Annotated in this window: 19 protein-coding genes; 3 read left to right on the plus strand and 16 right to left on the minus strand. The window is 34.6% G+C overall.

The genetic code is table 11. The features are described from left to right. Positions 1-16: 16 nt before the first annotated feature. The 5 genes from BGO84_RS07890 to BGO84_RS07910 form a co-directional block, all read right to left on the minus strand. Positions 17-2,560, minus strand: coding sequence for an adenosylcobalamin-dependent ribonucleoside-diphosphate reductase (locus tag BGO84_RS07890; protein WP_291028714.1), 2,544 nt, complete (start codon positions 2,558-2,560; stop codon positions 17-19). Positions 2,561-2,889: 329 nt separating this feature from the next. Then, entirely contained in the window at positions 2,890-3,645 is a 756-nt protein-coding gene (locus BGO84_RS07895; RefSeq protein ID WP_135104781.1) for a C4-type zinc ribbon domain-containing protein, read from the minus strand. A gap of 111 nt (positions 3,646-3,756) precedes the next feature. After that, positions 3,757-4,851 (minus strand): Nif3-like dinuclear metal center hexameric protein, encoded by a 1,095-nt coding sequence (locus BGO84_RS07900; RefSeq protein ID WP_291028715.1) that lies wholly within the window; start codon positions 4,849-4,851, stop codon positions 3,757-3,759. A 151-nt stretch (positions 4,852-5,002) separates the two neighbouring features. Then, on the minus strand, positions 5,003-6,139 hold the full coding sequence (gene dnaJ, locus BGO84_RS07905) for a molecular chaperone DnaJ (protein WP_291028716.1): 1,137 nt from the start codon (positions 6,137-6,139) through the stop codon (positions 5,003-5,005). 15 nt (positions 6,140-6,154) lie between these two features. Next, positions 6,155-6,709 (minus strand): nucleotide exchange factor GrpE, encoded by a 555-nt coding sequence (locus tag BGO84_RS07910; RefSeq protein ID WP_291028717.1) that lies wholly within the window; start codon positions 6,707-6,709, stop codon positions 6,155-6,157. A gap of 395 nt (positions 6,710-7,104) precedes the next feature. On the opposite strand from BGO84_RS07910, the gene BGO84_RS07915 reads away from it, so the two are divergent. Both BGO84_RS07915 and BGO84_RS07920 read left to right on the plus strand, forming a co-directional pair. Beyond that, positions 7,105-7,632 (plus strand): hypothetical protein, encoded by a 528-nt coding sequence (locus BGO84_RS07915; protein WP_291028718.1) that lies wholly within the window; start codon positions 7,105-7,107, stop codon positions 7,630-7,632. Positions 7,633-8,101: 469 nt separating this feature from the next. Further along, positions 8,102-9,931: an SLC13 family permease gene (locus BGO84_RS07920; protein ID WP_291028908.1), complete on the plus strand. Its 1,830-nt coding sequence runs from the start codon at positions 8,102-8,104 to the stop codon at positions 9,929-9,931. A 6-nt stretch (positions 9,932-9,937) separates the two neighbouring features. Here the strand turns inward: BGO84_RS07920 and BGO84_RS07925 are convergent, their stop codons facing one another. The 3 genes from BGO84_RS07925 to BGO84_RS07935 form a co-directional block, all read right to left on the minus strand. Then, positions 9,938-10,423: a GAF domain-containing protein gene (locus tag BGO84_RS07925; protein WP_291028719.1), complete on the minus strand. Its 486-nt coding sequence runs from the start codon at positions 10,421-10,423 to the stop codon at positions 9,938-9,940. A gap of 13 nt (positions 10,424-10,436) precedes the next feature. Continuing rightward, positions 10,437-11,249: a glycosyltransferase family 2 protein gene (locus BGO84_RS07930; RefSeq protein WP_291028720.1), complete on the minus strand. Its 813-nt coding sequence runs from the start codon at positions 11,247-11,249 to the stop codon at positions 10,437-10,439. A gap of 98 nt (positions 11,250-11,347) precedes the next feature. Then, positions 11,348-12,475, minus strand: coding sequence for a glycosyltransferase family 4 protein (locus tag BGO84_RS07935; RefSeq protein WP_291028721.1), 1,128 nt, complete (start codon positions 12,473-12,475; stop codon positions 11,348-11,350). A gap of 501 nt (positions 12,476-12,976) precedes the next feature. Between BGO84_RS07935 and BGO84_RS07940 the strand changes: the two genes are divergently transcribed. After that, a complete protein-coding gene (locus tag BGO84_RS07940) occupies positions 12,977-13,336 on the plus strand; it encodes a hypothetical protein (RefSeq protein ID WP_291028722.1) in 360 nt (119 codons plus the stop codon). 367 nt (positions 13,337-13,703) lie between these two features. On the opposite strand, the gene BGO84_RS07945 is transcribed toward BGO84_RS07940, so the two are convergent. From BGO84_RS07945 to BGO84_RS07980, 8 genes are read right to left on the minus strand one after another with little or no spacing between them, the layout of a single operon-like run. Further along, on the minus strand, positions 13,704-14,492 hold the full coding sequence (locus BGO84_RS07945) for a glycosyltransferase family 2 protein (protein ID WP_291028723.1): 789 nt from the start codon (positions 14,490-14,492) through the stop codon (positions 13,704-13,706). Further along, a complete protein-coding gene (locus BGO84_RS07950; RefSeq protein WP_291028724.1) occupies positions 14,489-15,277 on the minus strand; it encodes a glycosyltransferase family 2 protein in 789 nt (262 codons plus the stop codon). The genes BGO84_RS07945 and BGO84_RS07950 overlap by 4 nt, the downstream gene beginning before the upstream one ends. A 47-nt stretch (positions 15,278-15,324) precedes the next feature. After that, positions 15,325-16,266, minus strand: coding sequence for a glycosyltransferase (locus BGO84_RS07955; RefSeq protein WP_291028725.1), 942 nt, complete (start codon positions 16,264-16,266; stop codon positions 15,325-15,327). After that, positions 16,259-17,035, minus strand: coding sequence for a glycoside hydrolase family 16 protein (locus BGO84_RS07960; RefSeq protein ID WP_291028726.1), 777 nt, complete (start codon positions 17,033-17,035; stop codon positions 16,259-16,261). Before BGO84_RS07960 ends, BGO84_RS07955 begins: the two co-directional genes overlap by 8 nt. Positions 17,036-17,042: 7 nt before the next feature. Continuing rightward, on the minus strand, positions 17,043-17,873 hold the full coding sequence (locus BGO84_RS07965) for a glycosyltransferase (protein WP_291028727.1): 831 nt from the start codon (positions 17,871-17,873) through the stop codon (positions 17,043-17,045). Next, the gene (locus BGO84_RS07970; RefSeq protein WP_291028728.1) at positions 17,870-18,880 is read right to left on the minus strand and encodes a glycosyltransferase family 2 protein; all 1,011 of its coding nucleotides are present in this window, start codon (positions 18,878-18,880) and stop codon (positions 17,870-17,872) included. The genes BGO84_RS07965 and BGO84_RS07970 overlap by 4 nt, the downstream gene beginning before the upstream one ends. Further along, positions 18,880-19,842, minus strand: coding sequence for a polysaccharide pyruvyl transferase family protein (locus BGO84_RS07975; protein ID WP_291028729.1), 963 nt, complete (start codon positions 19,840-19,842; stop codon positions 18,880-18,882). The genes BGO84_RS07970 and BGO84_RS07975 overlap by 1 nt, the downstream gene beginning before the upstream one ends. Next, the gene (locus BGO84_RS07980) at positions 19,839-20,912 is read right to left on the minus strand and encodes a radical SAM protein (RefSeq protein ID WP_291028730.1); all 1,074 of its coding nucleotides are present in this window, start codon (positions 20,910-20,912) and stop codon (positions 19,839-19,841) included. Before BGO84_RS07980 ends, BGO84_RS07975 begins: the two co-directional genes overlap by 4 nt.

A 20,912-nucleotide genomic window follows, 5' to 3' on the forward strand; every position in this document is an offset into this window, starting at 1 on the left:
ATTATTGAAAAATGCTTTATCCGCATTTCGATGCACCACAGTTCGTACATTTCATACAACCTTCTTGATATACCAATGTCTCTAATCCACAGACAGGACATTTTTGACCTTTGGCTTCTGTTTCGTTCGGTAGGTATTTCTTCAGTGCACGTTCAACACCATTCTTCCATGTGTTGATAGTTTCGCTGTTGAGTTCAAGTCCCTGAACAAGTTTTACAACCTGATCGATAGGCATTCCGTAACGCAATACTCCCGATATCAGTTTGGCGTAGTTCCAAAACTCCGGATTGAATTTGCCGTTCAATCCTTCGATTGTTGTTTTATAACCTCTCTTATTCTTAAACTGGAAGTCGTATGAACGTTGACCTTCGTCGTTCATTGTTTTGATAATCACACCTTGATTGATATTCTTCGGAAGCACAAGGCCTTCGTCGTCGTCCGACAATCCGGTAAAGATCTCGTAAGGGCGTCCGTCTAATAAGCCGATGAAAGCAATCCATTTTTCCTTGTTGTTTTGGAATTTGATGACATCCGCAGCCAGTTCGCGAGGGCGTTCCATTACTATCTGGGGGCGTTCGTAGCAGTCTCCGCAGTCTTCTTCTTCCTTTTTGTTGTCGTTAGCAATAAGAACTCCGGCACGTGATCCGTCACGGTATACAGTACATCCTTTACATCCGCTTTTCCATGCTTCTATATAAAGTTGGTTCACGAGGTCTTCCGAAACATCTGATGGCAGATTGATGGTTACACTGATAGAGTGGTCTACCCACTTTTGGATGCGTCCCTGCATTTTTACTTTCTGTAGCCAGTCTACATCGTTTGAAGTAGCCTTGTAGTAAGGCGATTCGGCAACCATCTTGTCTATTTCTTCATTTGTATATCGTTTGGCAGCAGGATATCCTTTGCTTTCCATCCATGTTACAAACTTATGGTGGAATACGACATATTCTTCCCAAGAGTCTCCGTTTTCGTCAACAAAGTCTACACGTACTTCCTTGTCGTTCGGATTCACTTTGCGGCGGCGTTTATACACCGGGAGGAATACCGGCTCGATACCTGATGTCGACTGTGTCATCAAGCTTGTTGTTCCTGTAGGTGCTACTGTAAGACATGCTATGTTGCGACGTCCGTATTTTTCCATGTCTTTGTATAGTTTCGGATCAACTTCAGCCAAACGATTGATGAAAGGATTGTTTCTTTCACGTTCGATGTCGAATATTTCGAATGCTCCACGTTCCTTCGCCAGTTCCACAGAAGCACGGTATGCAGCAATAGCTAATGTGCGGTGTACTTCTTCGGCAAAAGTTGTAGCCTCTTCTGTTCCGTAGCGCAAGCCCATAGCGGCAATCATGTCGCCCTCGGCTGTGATACCTACTCCTGTACGGCGGCCTTGTAGTGTTTTCTTACGGATTTTTTCCCATAGATGTCTTTCAGGCCATTTTACTTCCTCGTTTTCAGGGTCAATTTCTATTTTGTTCAGGATCTTATCTATCTTCTCGGTTTCAAGATCGATAATATCGTCCATAATTCGTTGTGCCAGTCCTACGTGTTTTTTGAATAGTTCGAAGTCGAAATATGCATCTTCTTTGAATGGATTCACTACGTATGAATATAAATTGATAGCCAATAGACGGCAGCTGTCATAAGGACAAAGAGGAATCTCGCCACATGGATTTGTGGATATAGTCTTGAATCCAAGGTCTGCATAGCAGTCCGGCACAGATTCTCTGATGATGGTATCCCAAAACAATACTCCCGGTTCGGCCGATTTCCATGCATTGTGAACTATCTTTTTCCACAGGTCGGTAGCGTTAGTGTCTCTTACTGTACTCGGATTGTTCGAGTCTATCGGGTATTGCTGTGTATACGGTGTTCCGTCTACTACTGCTTGCATAAAGGCATCGTCTATCCTCACCGAAACATTGGCGCCCGTAACCTTCCCTTCTATCATTTTGGCATCAATGAACGATTCCGAGTCAGGGTGCTTGATAGATACGCTAAGCATAAGGGCTCCGCGACGTCCATCTTGAGCGACTTCACGTGTAGAGTTGGAATATCTTTCCATAAAAGGGACAAGTCCGGTAGATGTAAGAGCTGAGTTCTTTACCGGTGATCCTTTAGGACGTATGTGTGATAAATCGTGTCCAACACCTCCACGGCGTTTCATTAGTTGTACTTGTTCTTCGTCGACGCGGATAATAGCTCCGTACGAATCCGATGATCCATCCATGCCGATAACAAAACAGTTCGACAATGATGCTATTTGATAGTCATTGCCTATTCCTGTCATTGGGCTTCCTTGTGGCACAATATATTTAAATTGGTCAAACAAGTCGTATAGCTCTTGGGTAGTGAGTCCATTTTTATATTTTGATTCTATACGGCCTATTTCGTTCGCCAATCTCCAATGCATATCTTCGGGCGATTGTTCGTAGATATTGCCTGTCGCATCTTTTAGGGCGTATTTGTTAACCCATACTTTAGCAGCTAGCTCATCACCGTTAAAGTAATCAAGTGCGGCTTTATACGCCTCGTCAAAAGTGTAAACCTTCTGTGCCATTTGTTTATGTTTTTTTTATATAAATTATTTCGTCTGTTTCTCTTGATTTTTTTTGTTAATGCAATATTACAGATTATGTGATGATGAAACAAATTTTGTAATATATATTTATTAACAAAGTAAAAAGTTTTCCGTTTTAAGATTTAATTATCTGAAAATTAGATGTGTATAAATTCTATATTGGAGAAAAGTTTTCCATTTTGTTTTTCACTGTATAGTAAATAGAACAAGATGTGGAAGATAATGTTTAAGAAAAAAGCAAAAAAAATAATCAGAAAGATCTTTTTAACCTTTCCGATTATTTGTAAAATATGTTATTTTCTGATAAGTTACTCTGCTGCTATCAGTTCCGGATCAATCATGATACGACCACAATATTCGCAAACGATAATTTTCTTACCGATTTTGATATCCATTTGTTTTTGTGGTGGAATTTTGTTGAAGCACCCCCCGCAAGCACCACGCTCTATACATACAACAGCCAAACCGTTGCGTGCACTTTTGCGAATTCTCTTGAAGGCTTGTAATAAACGAGGTTCTACTTCGGCCTCGATATCTTTCACTTCGTCGCGAAGTTGTTCTTCTTGTTGCTTTGTTTCAGATACAATGCCATCCAGTTCTTCTTTCTTTTGAGCAAGGTCGGCAGCACGTTCGCTAAGAAAAGCTTTGCTCTTTTCTATTTGCTCAGCAAGGCTTTTAGAATCCTGGCTAAATTCGCGGATACGTTTTTCTGAAAGCTCAATTTCCAATGTTTCGAACTCTATCTCTTTGCTGAGGTGATCAAACTCACGGTTGTTGCGAACATTATCAAGCTGTTCTTTATATTTTGCAATTTTGAGCTCGCTGTCTTTTGCTTTTTGCTTTTGATGCGAAATTGCAGTATCAGCTTCTTTTAATTCAGCCTCGTGTTTTTTGATACGAGTTTCCAATCCGATGATTTCATCTTCAAGGTCGGCTACTTCAAGAGGAAGTTCTCCACGTAGGATTTTGATATTATCTATTTCAGATAGTTTCAGCTGTAGATGATAAAGCGTATGTAGCTTTTCTTCTACCGTTACTTCTTTTTCTGTAGATTTTTTTGCCATAAGATATTTTTGTTTATTGAATTTCTATCATAAAAAAATGCAGTAATCGAATAGTTTCAACTATCTTCTTACTACATCATCCGTAATAAGCGGGAGTACGTCACCGCCTGATTACAAATATTTTACAGGATTTACGTCAAACCCTGACATATATACTGCAAAGGTAGGATATTTTTTTGAAATAATATCGAAAAAAATATTCTTTGTGAAAATTTCAGACTCGTAATGTCCTATCACTGCAAGCAATATTTTATCTTCTACGTCATAGAAGTCGTTATACTTAGCCTCTCCCGTGATGAAAATATCAGCACTGTAAGAAACTGCTTTCGGAATAAGAAATGCCCCGCTGCCGCTGCATATAGCCACATCGCGTATGGGTGTGCCACGCAAAGGCGAGTGTTGCAGCATATTGAGGTGGAATGTGTCTTTGAGCAAGTATAAGAAATCTTCTTCGTCCATCTCTTCGGGCAGCGTACCCACGATACCGCTTCCGGCTTTACTCCACTCGTTTTGTAGAGCGTAGAAATCGTATGCAGGTTCTTCGTAAGGATGTACGGAAATGAGTGCGCGCAAAACTTCCGATCGCTTGTATACAGGCAATACCATTTCGATGCGGGTCTCGGGTTCGGTGTGCAATTCGCCTATTTCGCCGCAGTAGGGCTTGGCTTCATCACCTGCTCTGAATGTTCCTTCTCCTGTAATATTGTAGCTGCACGAGTCGTAGTTGCCTATCGATCCGGCTCCTGCATTGAACAATGTGTTGCGCAAAAGCTCGGCATGTGAATATGGAACAAAGGTTACAAGCTTAAGTAGTTTGTCCTTTTGCGGATCAAGAATCCTTACATGTTGCAGGTTTAGCATATCAGCCAGATACTGATTAATTCCTTCCGAGGCATTATCCAGATTCGTGTGTGCGGCATATACAACGATGTCGTGCTTACATGCCTTTATCATGCAGCGTTCGATATAATTTTTGCCTGTGAGAGATTTGAAGCTGCGGAACGCCAGAGGATGGTGCGATATGATCAGATTGCAGCCTAAGGCTATCGCTTCGTCGATTACAGCCTCGGTGACGTCTATACAAACAATTGCGCCTTTGGCTTCCTGATGTATATCTCCTATTTGCACTCCACTATTATCAAATCCTTCCTGCAAAGGAATAGGGGCAATCTGTTCTATGACATGCAGAATATCTTTAATCTTCATCGCTCGCTGTATTTGTATAAACGTTAGGTTATAACAAAGATATAATAGAAAATGAAATATTACATCATTTATATAGGTCAGGAGAAATAAAAAAGCAACTCTCCCTTATAGAAGGAAGAATTGCTTTTTATTTATCTAAATAATATTGAGATTAATCGAACATTTTTCTGAAATGAGTGAATATCTTCTCTTTTACCGATTTGCTAGGCTGAAAGTTAGGAGAGTTTTCCAATCCGGTGAGGATCTCTTTCTCGCTGTCGCTCAGGTTTTCGGGAATATACACACTGATGTTTATCAACAAGTCTCCCGTGCCGTATCTGTTGATGCTTGGCAGACCTTTATTTTTGAGTCGCAAAACCTTACCCGGTTGTGTTCCCGGTTCTATCGTTACCTTTACCTTTCCGTCTATAGTAGGTACAACGACATTACCACCCAGTGCGGCTGTAGAAACACTTAACAGTAGGTTGTAAACTATATCATTATCGTCTCTGAACAGCTCAGGATGCGGTTCTTCTTCTACCAAGATAAGCAAGTCGCCATTTATACCACCATGACGGGCTGCATTTCCCTTACCACTCATCGATAGTTGCATGCCTTCTGCTACTCCGGCAGGAATGTTGATGGTTATCACTTCTTCTTCGCGGGTGATACCTTCTCCGGCACAGTGAGCACATTTTTTTGTAATGGTCTTTCCTTCACCGTTACATGTCGGGCAAGTAGACTGTGTCTGCATTTGCCCCAAAATGGTGTTCATCACACGAGTAACAACACCCGAGCCTTTACAGGTCGAACATGTTTCGTAGGCTGTGCCTTTGTCTGCTCCTGTACCTTTACAGTGCGTACAAGAAACAAATTTGTTTACTTTTATTTTTTTCTCTACACCCGATGCGATATCTTTCAGAGATAATTTGACTTTTACACGAAGGTCTGAACCTCTGTTTGTTCTAGGGCCACGTTGCCCGCCAAATCCGCCAAATCCTCCTCCAAAGTGCCCGCCGAATATATCGCCAAACTGAGAGAATATGTCATCCATCGAGAATCCTCCTGCGCCGCCAAATCCGCCCGGAGCTTCGTGTCCGTATCTGTCATATTTGGCACGTTTCTGCTCGTCGCTCAGTATTTCGTAGGCTTCGGCAGCTTCCTTAAATTTTTCTTCTGCCTCACTGTTTCCCGGATTTTTGTCGGGGTGATACTGAATTGCTTTTTTGCGATATGCTTTTTTTATTTCCTCAGATGTTGCGGTCTTGGTTACCTCCAGCACTTCGTAGTAGTCTCTCTTTGTTGCCATCGAAATATTCTTGTTTTATTTTGCAACAATTACTTTAGGATATCTGATGATTTTATCATCGAGTGTATATCCTTTCTGTATACTGTCTATGATTTTGTCTTTGTCTTCTTCGCTCTGAGCCGGAATAGTAGTTACTGCCTCATGCTTATCGGTGTCGAATGCATGACCGATGGTTTCTATCTCTTTTACTCCGTGCTTGGTGAGGAAGTTTGAAAACTTGCTGTATATAAGATCTATACCTTCTTTTACAGCATCTATGTCTTCCGTTTTTGAGATGTTGTCTAATGCTCTCTCAAAGTCATCAACTACCGCTATGATGTCAAGCAACACTCTTTCGCTACCTGATTTAAGCAGCTCGGCTTTTTCTTTCAATGTACGTTTGCGATAGTTGTCGAATTCAGCATTAAGGCGCAGGTAAGAGTTGTTGAGCTCATTGTATTTTGCTTCCCAATCGGTCACATTGTCACTTGCTTCGTCTCCTACATTTTCTTCTGTCTGATTATTTGTCAGATTGTCTGTTTCTACAAATTCATCTCTTTCAAGATCTTTATCAGAAATATCCTCTTTCATATTTTATATTTATTTTATTTTCAGCTAATAACAAAGATATTGTCAACAAATTAACAAGCGTAATTTATTGTATCCAAATTGATGTTGATAAGTATATAGCAAAAGGCTTGCCAAAATTCTGATGGAGTCTCAATTCTCAATAAAATATCGATTGTACTTCAAAGAATATATAGAGTATCTTTGTTGTGCTGAACGGATTGATATATCCTTAAATTGTCAAGTTTTATTTTTTTGAGATATATAAAAAATAAATGCAACGAAAAAGACTCGTATTGCATCATAATATTATAGGAGATGAACTTGCTTATTTCTATTCAGAAAGTGTTGCTAAAATAAAAAGATCTAGTTTGAAAAAATAATATATTGCTAATAAAGACCCCCAAAGTGTATAGACTATGAAACATAAAATGCTACTTATACTATTGTTCGTTGGTTTTGCTTTTACATCTTGTGATAAAGGCGATTTTGAATATGAAGATAAATTCAAGGATAGTCAGGAAGTTTGGAATCGTTTTAAGAAACAAACTAATAATACATACGAATATACAACAACCGGAGCTACATGGGTTGGTTATTCGTGGCAAACGACTATCACTGTTTATAATGGCAAGGTAAATCAGCGAAGCTTTAAATATACCGGCTATCCGAGTGAAGTAAGTCCTAATCTTGAATTGGAGTGGACTGAAACAGGATTGGAACTAGGTAGTCATAAAGATACGCCGGCATCGGATGTTTTAACTCTTGATGAAGTTTATCAAAGGGCGGAACAAGACTGGTTGAAAAAAAGGAAAGGGACAGAAACTTACTTTGAAACAAAAAATGATGGAATGATTTCCTTGTGTGGTTATAATGAGAAGGGTTGCCAAGATGATTGTTTTACAGGGATAAGTATCAGAAGTATTATCGGAGGTATTATTGATTAAAAATATATTTTTGACATTCGTGTAACATTTAAAAAATATTAGCGTATAACATAATGTGTGAACATTCTTGTTTTTGTAGTGTTTTAGAGTATAATTTATAGAAAGATATTCCTTTTTCACATATAAGTATCTTTGTACACAGAAGCGTGTTTGTATGTTGTTGTTTTCTGAACAGAACGGAGTCTTGCTTGTAGACTGTTAAGCCTTAGGCGCTTCATTCTGTTCGGAGACAACTAAATTCCTCTCCTTAGCAATCCGTAAGAGAATCCTTCGTATAATATCCCTTTTTCTATAAAAAGACTTCGTACTCAACGAAAGTGAAAAAATACAAACAATTCTTATCTTTTTATTGTTGTTGTTAGAAACAAGTAGCTGGATGAATCAGTATTTTTTATCTTTGCATTGTTTACAAACTGGAAAGGAATTATAAACAATTACGCAAATGGAACTTTCGTCTTTACTATCTCCTATCAATATAACATTAGCAACTTTGTTGGTCGCTTCTTTTTTCTTCATGCGGGGAAAGGTTCGCTCAGACCTTGTGGCTGTATGTGCTTTGCTCATATTGGCATTAACCGGAGTGTTGACTCCTACCGAAGCATTAGCCGGTTTTTCCAATTCGGTTGTCATTATGATGATTGGTCTCTTTGTTGTAGGGGCAGGTATTTTCCGCACAGGGCTGGCAAAGATGATCAGTAGTAAAATACTTCAGACTGCAGGACAGAATGAGAATAAACTCTTTATTCTGGTCATGTTGGTTACGGCCTCTATCGGGGCTTTTGTGAGTAATACGGGCACTGTGGCCGTGATGATGCCTATCATTGTGAGTATGGCTGCGAGTGCCAATATAAGTCCACGTCGTTACCTTATGCCTTTGGCTTTTGCCAGTAGTATGGGTATGTTTACATTGATTAGTACACCTCCCAATCTTGTGATTCAGAATGCGCTTGTTGATGCAGGATATGAGGCTTTATCCTTTTTCTCGTTTGCGCCTATCGGTTTCATTGCGTTGGGTATTGGTGTTGTCGTTCTCTTCTTCTTGAGCAAGCTGCTTGTTTCAAAGAGTGATTCATCTTCGGGCAAGAAGAAAGAAGGAAAATCTTTGGTTGAATTGGCTCAGGAATACCAACTGCAACAACAATCGTACAAGGTAGAGGTAAAGTCTGATTCGCCTTTGTTGAACAAAACGCTTGCCGAACTAAAGATTGCTTCAGCCTACGATATAAGTATCAGTAAAATTATACGTAAGAATGGTAATTCGAGATTCAGAAAAAAGTTTATAGAGGAGGTTGCAGGCCCCAAGTCGGTAATATTGAAAGATGATGTATTATACTGTCTGGGAGATATAGAAAATATAGAAAGATTTGTTTCTGATAATGATCTCCATTTGGAGAAAAAAACCGATGAAACTCCATTCGCAGGATTTCAGGAGTCGGGTATTGCAGAGATATTTATTATGCCTAATTCCAGATTGATAAATCGTACAATTTCTGAAATTAGTTTCAGGGAGGAATATAACGTAAATGTGTTGGGCATTCAGCGTCAGAATGAATATAAGATGCGGGATATTAAAGATACTAAGTTGCATTCGGGGGATGCTCTTCTGATACAGGGTACTTGGAAAGATTTGGCGAATTTAGACAACAGGCAGGATGATCTGGTGCTTGTAGGTCAACCACTGAAAGAGGCAGCTAAAGTAACATTGGATCAGAATGCTCCCATTGCAGCCGGTATAATGATATTGATGGTATTGGCAATGGTGTTAGAGATTCTCCCTTCGGTAATTGCTATTATGTTAGCTGCTGTGCTGATGGTGGTAACAGGCTGTCTTCGTAATATGGAAGAAGCGTATAATAGTATAAACTGGGAAAGTGTAGTACTGATTGGTGCAATGTTGCCGATGGCTACTGCTTTTCAGAATACAGGAGTAGATACTCTTATTTCAGGTTCTTTGGTTAATCATTTAGGAGATGTGGGCCCTTATGCGTTGCTTGCGGGGATTTACTTTTGTACGTCTTTGCTCACTATGTTTATAAGTAATACTGCCACAGCGGTGCTGTTTACGCCTATAGCCTTAAAGGCTGCTGAGGGGATGGGCATAAGTCCTTATCCGTTCTTGTTTGCCGTAGCAGTTGCGGCCAGTATGTGTTTTGCTTCTCCGTTTTCTACACCGCCCAATGCATTGGTGATGACTGCCGGACGTTATACCTTTATGGATTATATGAAGGTCGGCTTGCCTTTGCAAGTGATTATGGGAATAATTATGATACTGGCTCTTCCTTTATTATTTCCTTTCTAAAACGATTTAATTGATTTTATCTTCAAGCAGCTTCACTATCTGCTCGAGGTAGAGAGCGTCCGTTTTGTCGAAATGATTGAGGTGTTCACTATCTACATCCAAAACAGCGATTACGTCGTTCTGGTTGAATAGAGGCACTACAATTTCGGACTGCGAAGCGGCATCACAAGCTATATGTCCGGGGAATTCGTTAACATTTTCTACTATAACTGTTCGCTTTTCTTTCCATGCTGTGCCGCAAACGCCTTTGCCGTATTTGATACGGGTGCAGGCTATTGTTCCTTGGAACGGGCCGAGCACAAGTTCTTCTCTTTTTACGATATAGAATCCTACCCAGAAAAATCCAAACGTCATTTTCAAGGCAGCAGATATATTTGCCATGTTGGCAATAGCGTCTGTCTCCCCTTCAAGCAAGCCTTTTAGCTGAGGTAGGAGAGTGAGGTATTTTTCTTCTTTGGAAGAGTTTTTGGAAATATTAAGTGATTCTGGCATTAAAATAATTGGGTTAGGATTCAGGACTTATTGTAGGTCTAGTTACATTCCATCCATGTTTTTTAAAAAAAATAAGTAGGCTTTTGATATGTAATATTGTTTTTTTCCCAATAGTAGAACTTCCCCTTAAATGATTATGCATTATTTTCGATTGGGGAAGATAAATGACCGGTCTGCCTTGTTTCCAAGAGCGAAAACAAATATCTTCGTCTTCCATATATAAAAAGTAATCAGGATCAAATCCCTTTAATTGTAGAAAAAAATCCTTTTCAATAAACATTGCAGCTCCTATAGCCCAGTCGACAGTTTGAATCCTTGAGGTGTCAATATCCTTTTGCAAATAATTCCTTATATGCTTATTCTGGGAACTATCTTTTCCTCTAGAAATAAAGCGGAATGTTATTTTCCTTAATGTAATAAACGATCGGACTGAATACTGGATTGAGTGATCGGTATTAAGCAATTGAGGTACAACAATTCCTGGTGATACTGACTGATTAACCATGTAATTATATAAAATATCAAGACTATCTTTCTGAAAGATAATATCAGGGTTAATGATTGCTATATACTTTCCTTTAGCATAAGAAACACCTAAATTATTATTTTCCCCAAATCCTTTAATTTTTTCATTTTGAATAATGATGACTTCAGGAAAATTACTTCTAATGTATTCAACACTTCCATCGGAGGAACAGTTATCTATATAAATTGCTTCGAAAGAAATAGACGGCTTTGCCTCATCATAAAGCGATTTATATAAATCCCTAATATATTTATGATGATTCATTCCAACTGTTACTATAGATATTATAGGATGCTTCATTGGTTTGTGATTATTTGTTTTTTTACAAGATATGAATTCTGGTGTCTGTGATAATTTATCTCCTGAAAATTAAGGCTATATTCTTATAACCGAAAATACTATTCTTTTATTATCTCTTTTAAGAAACTCTCGATACTTAAACAATAAATTTTCTCAGAAAACAGAGATATTGCCCTTTGATATGCATTCTCTTTTATTCTTTCATAATTCTCTGCAGAATGCAATGATTTTATTGCTTGACGGAATGAATCTTCATCAGTAAATAAATATCCGGATTGGTTATCTTCTATTAATTCTGAAGTTCCAGCATCATCATAACCAATAACAGGTATACCTCTATGCATTGCCTCTGCTGTAACTAAGCCAAAGCCTTCCAATTTAGAAAAGACTAAAAGTATATCTATTTCTTCGTATATCTTTTCTGTATCTTGGACAAATCCATGAAAAATAACATTGGATTCTAAACCTAGTTTGTTAACTAAATGAAATAAATATCTCTTATAAGAACCCTTCTTGTCTCCAAATATATGAAGTTTTGATGATGGATATGTTTCGATAATTTTCTTGAAGTATTTAATAGCAACATCCTGTCTTTTACCAGGAGAAAGAATACCTACTATTCCATAATTGAGAGGGATTGGGGTTCTTTCTCTAGATGGTTTTACAATAGGTTGTGGCAGCCCATTATAGATGATTATATGTTTATTTGGATTAAAATTATTTCCCATAATATCCTCTGCAACTGATTTTGTAACAAAGATAGTAGCTGTGCTCTTATCTAAAAATTTTCTTTTATTTTTGTTACCTCCAATGAAAATAGCTCCATGATTCTTTGACATAAACTCATGGACATGAGTGATGTGCTTTTTCTTTAAGAATTTAGCTACAAAATAACCTAAGTTTTCAGCAGAAGTATTAGAATAAATAATATCTGGATTAAATTTATTGATTTGCAAAAGTATTATAGGAAAAGTTACTAAATTAAGTAACAGAAGCAAAGGGTATGCAATAAATTTTATAGTTTTTTTTATATATAGGAACGGAGAATAATATGGAATAACCCTGTAATGGATATTCCTTTTTTCTAATTCCTCTGCCATTCCGCCTTTAGATGATAGTAATACAAAGATGCTATGTCCCTTCTGTTGAAGATTATCGAGCAAAGGAAGTAATATCCGATTTGCTCCGTATAGTTGACTATTATGGCAAATAAACTGTATTTTCATTGATATTAATTCTGATTATTATCCTTTCCCTTTTTTATAAACAATGTATCAGATAAAAATAAGTGTTTTTTGAGAAAATAAGAAAAATATAGTGAAATAATAAGATTTACAGGGAAAAGTTCTATTATAATTATAGATATCCCTGATAGTAAAGTTATTAATATGAATATGATAAAAGGAATATCTTTCTTCTTCTTTATGAATAGATATATTAGTAAATACAATATGGCTCCGATGAATAATATAAAGAATATGGCTCCGTAGTTGGTTAAAAATGATGTGTATAATGAGTCCGCGATAAAAGCGTTGGATTGCATACCTAATGTTATTAATAAATTCATAGCAGTATTTGTTGCAATTCCGAAATTCGTAGATATAAATTCCATAGAATCAACTATCCCCTGTAATATTTCTATTCTTGTTGTTCCAGAAAGTTCAGAATCTCCTACTGCTCGTCCAGTTAATAGGTCCAGATTGCTTATAATCAGAAATAGGAATAAAATGACAACTGAAGATAAAATTAATTTATATTTACTTTTTAAGTATATCGGCATAAACAATAGGATAGATAGTAATATTACTCCTGTAGAGGACATTGATAAAAATACAGAAATAATAGCTAAAATAGAGCCTATCATTTTCTTTTTCTGTGATAAGAAATATTTAAAACAAAAAAAACAAAAAGCAGCAAATGTACCACTAGCACTAGGATGTACAAAAATTCCGGGAAGTCTTCCCGATAAGCCCAAAGCATTTAAACCCCATATCGGAGGCATAAATATCATTTCCAATATTTGTGCAGTAATGTGTAATAATAATAATGCGAATAATATTTTTGTTGTTTTTTCTAATAAATCATGATTTGATATATCGTATAAAAGAATTATGAGAAAAAGTGGGATAGCCCAACGGATACCAGCTAGTGCTATTTGTATTCCATTTACCGAGTAAGAGAAAAAAAAGCAGATAAAAGTGAAAGCGGATAGTAAAAATAAACATATATGATAATTTATAGGATGCTTATACCTTAAAGAATAAGTCAAGCTTAAGAATAGTACGACTATCATCAGAATATCTTTAGGTAGCTTTATATAAAACATATCAATTGGGAGAACTACACCTATTCCAAGATATTCGAATATTTCTGTAATACTGAAAATCGGAGTAAGAATAAATAGTAACAATATTAATTTCTGTATTCTCTGCATAAAATTTATGAATATATAATTTATTCAATATAGAGATGTTTTTTACTAACAGACCATTTGCCTAATATTATATTAAATATTTTTCTGGGGAGTATTTTCGAGAGACAAGCTCGAGTCCTGTTTTTTATATAGGAATTAAAATATTCGATAGAGGATATGCTATTAATCTTACTCTCTTCTTTAAGTACTTCTAGCCTGTTAATTGATGATATACCATCACTTGCGTCATAAATTGCAATACACAAGGGGATATACTGGAATTTAAGCCCATCTTTATACAAATTATAAAATAAATTGTAATCAGCACAAATTCTGTATGTAGTGTCAAAATAGTATTGTTGCAATAAAGATCGGCGAACAAAAGCTGATTGATGGCAAAATATCATATGTTTATTTAGATGTACTAATTCTTCTGGTTTAGTCATAAATCTACCGCATGAAAAGCATTGTAGGGTATCTCCATAAATAATAGAAGTTTTGTAGGAAATATCTTGGGAGAAAATATCGAAGAGTACATTATTATTAAAAAAGTTATCTCCTGCATTCATAAAATTAATCCATTCTCCATTTGCTCTATCAATTCCTTTATTCATCGCGTCATAAACACCTTTGTCCGGTTCACTTACCCAAAGAGTAATTGCATGTTTATATTTTTTTATTATATCAATAGTTCCATCAGTACTTCCTCCATCAATGATAATATATTCAAGGTTGGAATATGTCTGATTTATAACAGATAAGATCGTTTCTTCTATGCTCGATACACAATTGTAAACGACTGTAATAATAGATATAAGAGGAGCCTTCATTTTAATTTTAAGTAAATATTTCTAATGGTTTTATGTAAATATGGAAAATATTGTTGTAGAAGGATGGATATAGAATATTTTCTAAATATACATAGTATCGAAAAATAAGTAGCATATATTTTGTTAGAATTATTATTACTTATTACTCGAAGTACTTCTTTTAATTGTATTATGTTATTGCATGAAATTCCACCGTCCAAAAACATGCAAATATTTGTATCTATTTTTACAAATTGTACTTTTTTATTAATCATTTTATAAAAGAAATCGTAGTCTCCAGCTATTTTATAGGAAGTGTCGAATAAATATTTTTTATGTAAGGACGTATATATAAAAGAAGACTGATGAAATATCTCCATCGAATATTTTATTGTATCAAGTTTACTAAGTTGCTTTTTGATGATTCCATTATTATCAACCTCGCGGTTTCCATATATAATTCCACCCTCACTATTGTCAAAAATATCTTTATTTATTAATTCTTCAATTATATTGGTTGTATAAAATGTGTCTCCTGCGTTCATGAAGTTTATCCATTCTCCCGTGGCCTTTTTTATACCTTTATTCATCGCATCATAAATGCCATTGTCACGCTCGCTTATCCAATATGTTATTCTATCCTCATATTTTTTGATGATATCAACGGTTCCGTCAGTGCTTCCTCCATCAATGATTATATACTCAATTTGAGGATATGTTTGGTTAATAACTGATAGAATTGTTTTTTCTATATTTGATACAGTATTATATACTACAGTTACTATTGATACTTTAATTTTACTCATTGATTATGTTTCACAAAATAAATGGAGATGATTCGAGGCTGTTTTAATTAACCCTTTTTTAATTCATAATAAAGCCGAAGTAGAATATATTGAATCTTAGCAGAACTCTTTAATATATAATACTTAATTCGACTATTACGGCTTATCTTTTTTCCTGAGAGTTTTTCATTCTTAAACTGTAATTCTTTAAAATCTGTATATGCTAACACTTTTGATGCTTGAGATTTTATGCTCCACCAAGTATTTATTATGTACATTATAGCATGATTATTAATGCCTTTCTTACTAATATCTTTTTCTATATAATCTATGCTTTCTATTAACGCATATATATTTTTTGAAGACATTGCACCAGTTCGACTATCATTTCTTAGAGTATATTTATAGGTTATATCAGGTATAAGATTGATGCTTGAAGCATGTGCTATTATCCGATAAGTCCAGATAAAATCCTCATGTAACATTTTAGGAAAATATAAATTATTTGAAATAATAAAATTCTTTAATAATAATTTATTACAAGCATATAGGTTTATTTTTTCCTGGAAAAAGGCATCCAATATGTCTTTTCCTAGATATCGCTTTTTTTCATTCGGTTGATTTTCTTTCCCTTCTGAAGAGAAACTACCTATAACTATTTCATCACTATCACAAGATGATATTAATATTTCTATACAATCTATTGTAATTTCATCATCGCTATCTAAAAAATAAATATATTTTCCACTCGCATATTCTGTTCCCCTATTTCTAGCTACAGAAGGGCCTTGGTTATACTCCTGCTCTAATATTGTAACTTTATATCCATTTGGATGGTTTTTTGCTGTTTGTTTAGCTATAGCCAAGCTATTGTCTTGCCCACAATCATCAACCAAAATTATTTCAATATTTTGATAAGTCTGATTTAGTACAGACAACAAACATTTCTCAATATACAATTCAACATTATATATTGGTATAATCAGAGAAACCAAAGGAGGTTCATTCATTATATTCTTTTTTTGAGTAAACTTTTATATAATCAAAAATAACTTTATCTGGAAGTAATCTAGGGTCAGGAGTTCCTCCCCATCCGCTATATTCTGTAGAAAGTATTATATACTGCTCTATCTGAGATACAGCTTTTGAAGTTCTCCACACTTCTCTATTATCTATATAAAAGACATATTCTTTAGGAGTCCATTCAAGTCCAAACTTATGAAATCCATTACCGATATGAGGTACGGATGTTATTTTCTGTGTTGATTTCATATTTTTATAATCCCACCATACGGTCGTATAAACATTATAGGGTTCTATTGCTAAGTATTCAAATATATCAACCTCTGTACCATAAATAGCAGGATCTTCCCCCATGCCGATTTGGGGACTTTGCAACCAAAAAGCTGAATGCATACCACGTTGTTGATTAAGATATACATTACATTCAAAATAGCCATATTTAAATAAATGTTTATGCTGAGTTGTTAATTGACCGACATAAAAAGTTCCATTTTTTTCAGAAAGTTCGATTATTAAGTGTCCTTCTCCATCTAAATAAACTGTACTTGTATCCACAATAGCTTTCCAACGAGTTCTTCCGACCATCCTATAATCCCATTTGGTTTTATCAATAATTTTTCCATCAAAGTTTTCTTCCCAAATTAATTCGTATCCTTTATCTATTGGATCCCATGTTGGTAATGCATAGATATTCTCTTCTTTCGAACATGCTGTAAAAAATATTAGCATTAATAGAATAATTGATAAGCTTCTCATAGATAAGTCAAGTTAGATTTAATAATTTCTTTAATTTACGAATGGGCGATAATATAATTTTACCAATTTTTATTTCATTTCTACTATTATATATGAATGAATAATATAGAAGGTTGGAGATAATATTTTCGAAATCGATGTTGCGCCTTTCACAGGCATTTACTATAGCGATTAGACGCCATGATAAAGCTGCAAGTTCATTTTTATAAACAGAAATACCACCAGCATGTACTCTATATATGTATAAATAACTATTATCATATATTACGGAACCTACTTCTTCCAGCTTATAATATAAGTCCAGGTCAATAGAACGTTTGAATTTTGCGTTTATTCCTTCAGTCTTGAGATATAAATTTCGTTTAAAAGTTGCAAAATGAGATATGTATCCTGAACGAGATGTCAAAAAATCCGATTCAAGAGGATGGGGTTTTAATTTCTTTTTTTTTCTGAGATTTTCGTCAGCTTGGATATAATTGGAATATATTAGAGATGCTTGTTCATTTTGTCCATGTAGGCTTACCATTATTTCTAAAGCGTTAGATATAAGTAGGTCATCGGGATCCAAAAAAGCACAGATCTGACCCGTAGCCAATTCCATACAACGTCTTTTGGTATATCCGCACCCTTTGTTTTCTCCGTTGAAAAAGATTTTTATACGGTTATCATCACTATACTGTTTGTATAACTCTTTAGAGTTGTCAGTAGACCCATCATCTACAAGAATGATTTCCCAATTCGTATATGTTTGAGCCTTTACACTATCTATAGCTTCTTGAAGATACCTGCCATTGTTATATTGGGCAATTAATATTGAAAATAAAGGACCTTTATTCATTTTCGATTTAATTTTATGAATAAATTGAATATTTTAACTCCAGCAAATGATTTATAAAAAGACTGAGGCATCAATAATATAAATAATGGTAATGTAAAAACTATTTTTTTCTCTTTTAAGAGATTCTTGATAATATCTTTTACTAAGGTCTTATATAAATAATATAATTGCAATTCATTTGTGTTTAAATTTATTAAACACATCTTAAAATACAATATTCTAGCATATTTCTCCTTAAAATACTCAAAAAAAGAATCGTTAGGATTTGTTAAAATTTCCTTTAATATAATAAGCCAGCATTCAATACTTTTATAATTACTCCCAGATTGCATTATTGAACCGTCCGTAGTATAATGCACATATGTGTACTCGCCTGTGAATGCTATGGAATTTAATTTTTTTACAAGTAAAAACATCCACAATTCGTCTTCATGAATTATTCCTTTTTTAAAAAATAGATTATAATCAAAAATAAAGTTTCGCTTGATTAATTTATTCCAGGCATTTACAGGGATATGCTCCTCTTTTACATTATAGAAATGTTTCAAAACCCATTTATTATCATTTACATATTCTTGAAATTTTTTATAATGTAAATTTCTCCAATCAGATTTTTGAATAGGGCATGGAAGTGATTGTGTGTTTCCCTGAACTATTTCAACTTCAGTATATTTTTCAGCTAATGTAGTCAAAGTTTTAATGCAATTAGGTTGTATCTCATCATCACTGTCCAGATAAAACAAGTAATCCCCAGTTGATTCATAAGTTCCAGTATTTCTTGCTTCAGAAAGTCCTTTATTTTGCTTATGGTGAATAATTTTGAAATCAATGTTGCCTTGGTATAGTTTTAGTCTTTGTTCTAATAAAATCATGCTATTATCTGGAGAACAATCGTCAACCAAGATACATTCTATATTAGTGTATGTTTGATTGATGATTGAATCAATGCAACGAATAACATATTTTGATACATTATATATAGGAACAATGATAGAAACCTTTATCATCACTTAATAAACTTTATAATATTAACATCATGAAGCCAAGCATCATAGAAGCTTTTATTTTTTCCATATGAGTTATCAAAAAAAGAAAATTCTTTATTTAATAAAACAGATAAAATTCCAACATGTAGACGGGTGGTATAAATATACGAATAACTAGATAAAAAAGAAATTCCACTTCTAATAAAATGTTTACGGAAATATTTTTGATACATAATATTCGTAAAAAAATTATTTAGATTACTTGAGCATATATTGTCAACTCTAGTTAGTTTTTGTTGAAACTGTGAAAATACAGTTAATACTTGCGAAATTTTTTCCATAGTAGGCCAATCTCGAACTTCAGCTTCTTTTGGTATAATCTTATAAGATTGATTATAATTCTTTTCAGAGTCTTTTCTGTCTAAGAATAATATCTTATTTTTGATAGGTTTGATATATTTTAACCATTTTGACAAATCTATATAAAATGCCATATCAGGAATAAGTATGTTTTTAGAATTTGGAAAGTATTGATTAGCAATATCTAATGATTTGTTGTCTCGCAAGCACAATGTTACATTGGTGTGTTGTGCAAATATTTTAGCATCTTCTTTTAGAATATTTTCATCTTTAAAATATATACTCTGGGGTAACTGGACAATTTTATTGAGAGGAAAAGACTGTAATATTTCTTTTCTGAATATTTGATGCCTATACCATAAATCAGTGAAGTTACCGCCACCCATTAATAAAATTATAGTTTCTTTATTTATCTTGGGTTTCTTGTAATTCTCAATAGAAGATGAATATAAACATTTATATGGTAATGTTTTAAGGAAATCAATGGTGCCTTGCCAAATTAATGTGTCACCAATGTTGGGGAAATAAGGTAAGTCTAAGAAAATATAGTCGTTTGTTATTAATGGGGTCAGTTGCCCCTGTATGATATTTCTTAATTCTAATATTTTTTGCTGAGAGTTCATTTTATTAGTCTCTTTTTTATTCTTATTGCTAGGTGTCGAAATTTCGTCTCTAAATTAATCTTTTCTTTTTTCCAGAATGTGTATTCAATATTATCTTCATAAAGTTTTTCTGATAGGAACTGTGCCATCTCTTTAGAATACCAGCTAGCTTCTCTCCTGTTTCTCAAATCACAATATGAGGGAATATGTAATTCTGGAATGACCCCCAATGCCATAAAGTGCGAAGAGTTAAAACAATACTGGAAACAACAGTTATTCCCTATAGCTCTGAATATTATAGGTTTGGTTAGGTCCTCAAAAATATTTTGATGTATGCCATTGCCATAACAACCAGTCATTTCACCGGTACCTAAATTTAGTTTTGCTGACCATTCTCCAGCATAACAGAATTCTTTTCGTTTTACCATAAAATTCTTACATGTAAAATCAAATAATGGAGAATTCATTTCATTGCCAATTTTCTTATAATTCTCTATATTTTCAGTCAGTATCCTAAATTCTCCTCCAGAGCCAACATAGCTTTCATCTCTTGTTAAAGCGACTTGAGGCAATGCTCCCGTTTCGTTTAAAGATATTTGCTTTATATCTTCCCAATAGGGTATATATTCATCACATAAATTTATTTGTAAGATAAAAGAACATCCAGCTCTTCTAACTTTTCTTATATTCTCAAAAAAAGCTGTTATTTTGTTTGTCCTCAATAACTCCAAATAATGGAAACTAAAAGAAAAATGCAGTTTTGATAGGGAATCCTTATCAAAATTCAATATTTCGTCAAAACGTTTGGATATAGTTCCATTTGTAGTAATATTTACAAAGTGACCTTGTTTTAATATTTCATGAGTAATATCTGGAATTTCTACTGGAAGTAGGGTTTCGCCAGCAGCAGTCATACTTATGAGACTAACACCACCTAGTCTTTCAAGAGATAAAGCCTTCCCAATATGTTGAGGGGTATATAAAAAATGAGCCTTTTCATTCTTTCTGCGATTTTCCTGAATGATGTAGCAATAGCTACATTTTATATTGCATGCAGTTGTAGGAACTAGGCATTCAAAAAATCTTTTCAT

The organism is Dysgonomonas sp. 37-18 (genome assembly GCF_001899125.1).
GTDB lineage: Bacteria > Bacteroidota > Bacteroidia > Bacteroidales > Dysgonomonadaceae > Dysgonomonas.

Coding starts and splice junctions, on each gene's coding strand:
- BGO84_RS07890 (WP_291028714.1), bottom strand. CDS start 2,560: ATGGCACAGAAGGTTTACACTTTTGACGAGGCGTATAAAGCCGCACTT.
- BGO84_RS07895 (WP_135104781.1), bottom strand. CDS start 3,645: ATGGCAAAAAAATCTACAGAAAAAGAAGTAACGGTAGAAGAAAAGCTA.
- BGO84_RS07900 (WP_291028715.1), bottom strand. CDS start 4,851: ATGAAGATTAAAGATATTCTGCATGTCATAGAACAGATTGCCCCTATT.
- dnaJ (WP_291028716.1), bottom strand. CDS start 6,139: ATGGCAACAAAGAGAGACTACTACGAAGTGCTGGAGGTAACCAAGACC.
- BGO84_RS07910 (WP_291028717.1), bottom strand. CDS start 6,709: ATGAAAGAGGATATTTCTGATAAAGATCTTGAAAGAGATGAATTTGTA.
- BGO84_RS07915 (WP_291028718.1), top strand. CDS start 7,105: ATGAAACATAAAATGCTACTTATACTATTGTTCGTTGGTTTTGCTTTT.
- BGO84_RS07925 (WP_291028719.1), bottom strand. CDS start 10,423: ATGCCAGAATCACTTAATATTTCCAAAAACTCTTCCAAAGAAGAAAAA.
- BGO84_RS07930 (WP_291028720.1), bottom strand. CDS start 11,249: ATGAAGCATCCTATAATATCTATAGTAACAGTTGGAATGAATCATCAT.
- BGO84_RS07935 (WP_291028721.1), bottom strand. CDS start 12,475: ATGAAAATACAGTTTATTTGCCATAATAGTCAACTATACGGAGCAAAT.
- BGO84_RS07940 (WP_291028722.1), top strand. CDS start 12,977: ATGACAACTGAAGATAAAATTAATTTATATTTACTTTTTAAGTATATC.
- BGO84_RS07945 (WP_291028723.1), bottom strand. CDS start 14,492: ATGAAGGCTCCTCTTATATCTATTATTACAGTCGTTTACAATTGTGTA.
- BGO84_RS07950 (WP_291028724.1), bottom strand. CDS start 15,277: ATGAGTAAAATTAAAGTATCAATAGTAACTGTAGTATATAATACTGTA.
- BGO84_RS07955 (WP_291028725.1), bottom strand. CDS start 16,266: ATGAATGAACCTCCTTTGGTTTCTCTGATTATACCAATATATAATGTT.
- BGO84_RS07960 (WP_291028726.1), bottom strand. CDS start 17,035: ATGAGAAGCTTATCAATTATTCTATTAATGCTAATATTTTTTACAGCA.
- BGO84_RS07965 (WP_291028727.1), bottom strand. CDS start 17,873: ATGAATAAAGGTCCTTTATTTTCAATATTAATTGCCCAATATAACAAT.
- BGO84_RS07970 (WP_291028728.1), bottom strand. CDS start 18,880: ATGATAAAGGTTTCTATCATTGTTCCTATATATAATGTATCAAAATAT.
- BGO84_RS07975 (WP_291028729.1), bottom strand. CDS start 19,842: ATGAACTCTCAGCAAAAAATATTAGAATTAAGAAATATCATACAGGGG.
- BGO84_RS07980 (WP_291028730.1), bottom strand. CDS start 20,912: ATGAAAAGATTTTTTGAATGCCTAGTTCCTACAACTGCATGCAATATA.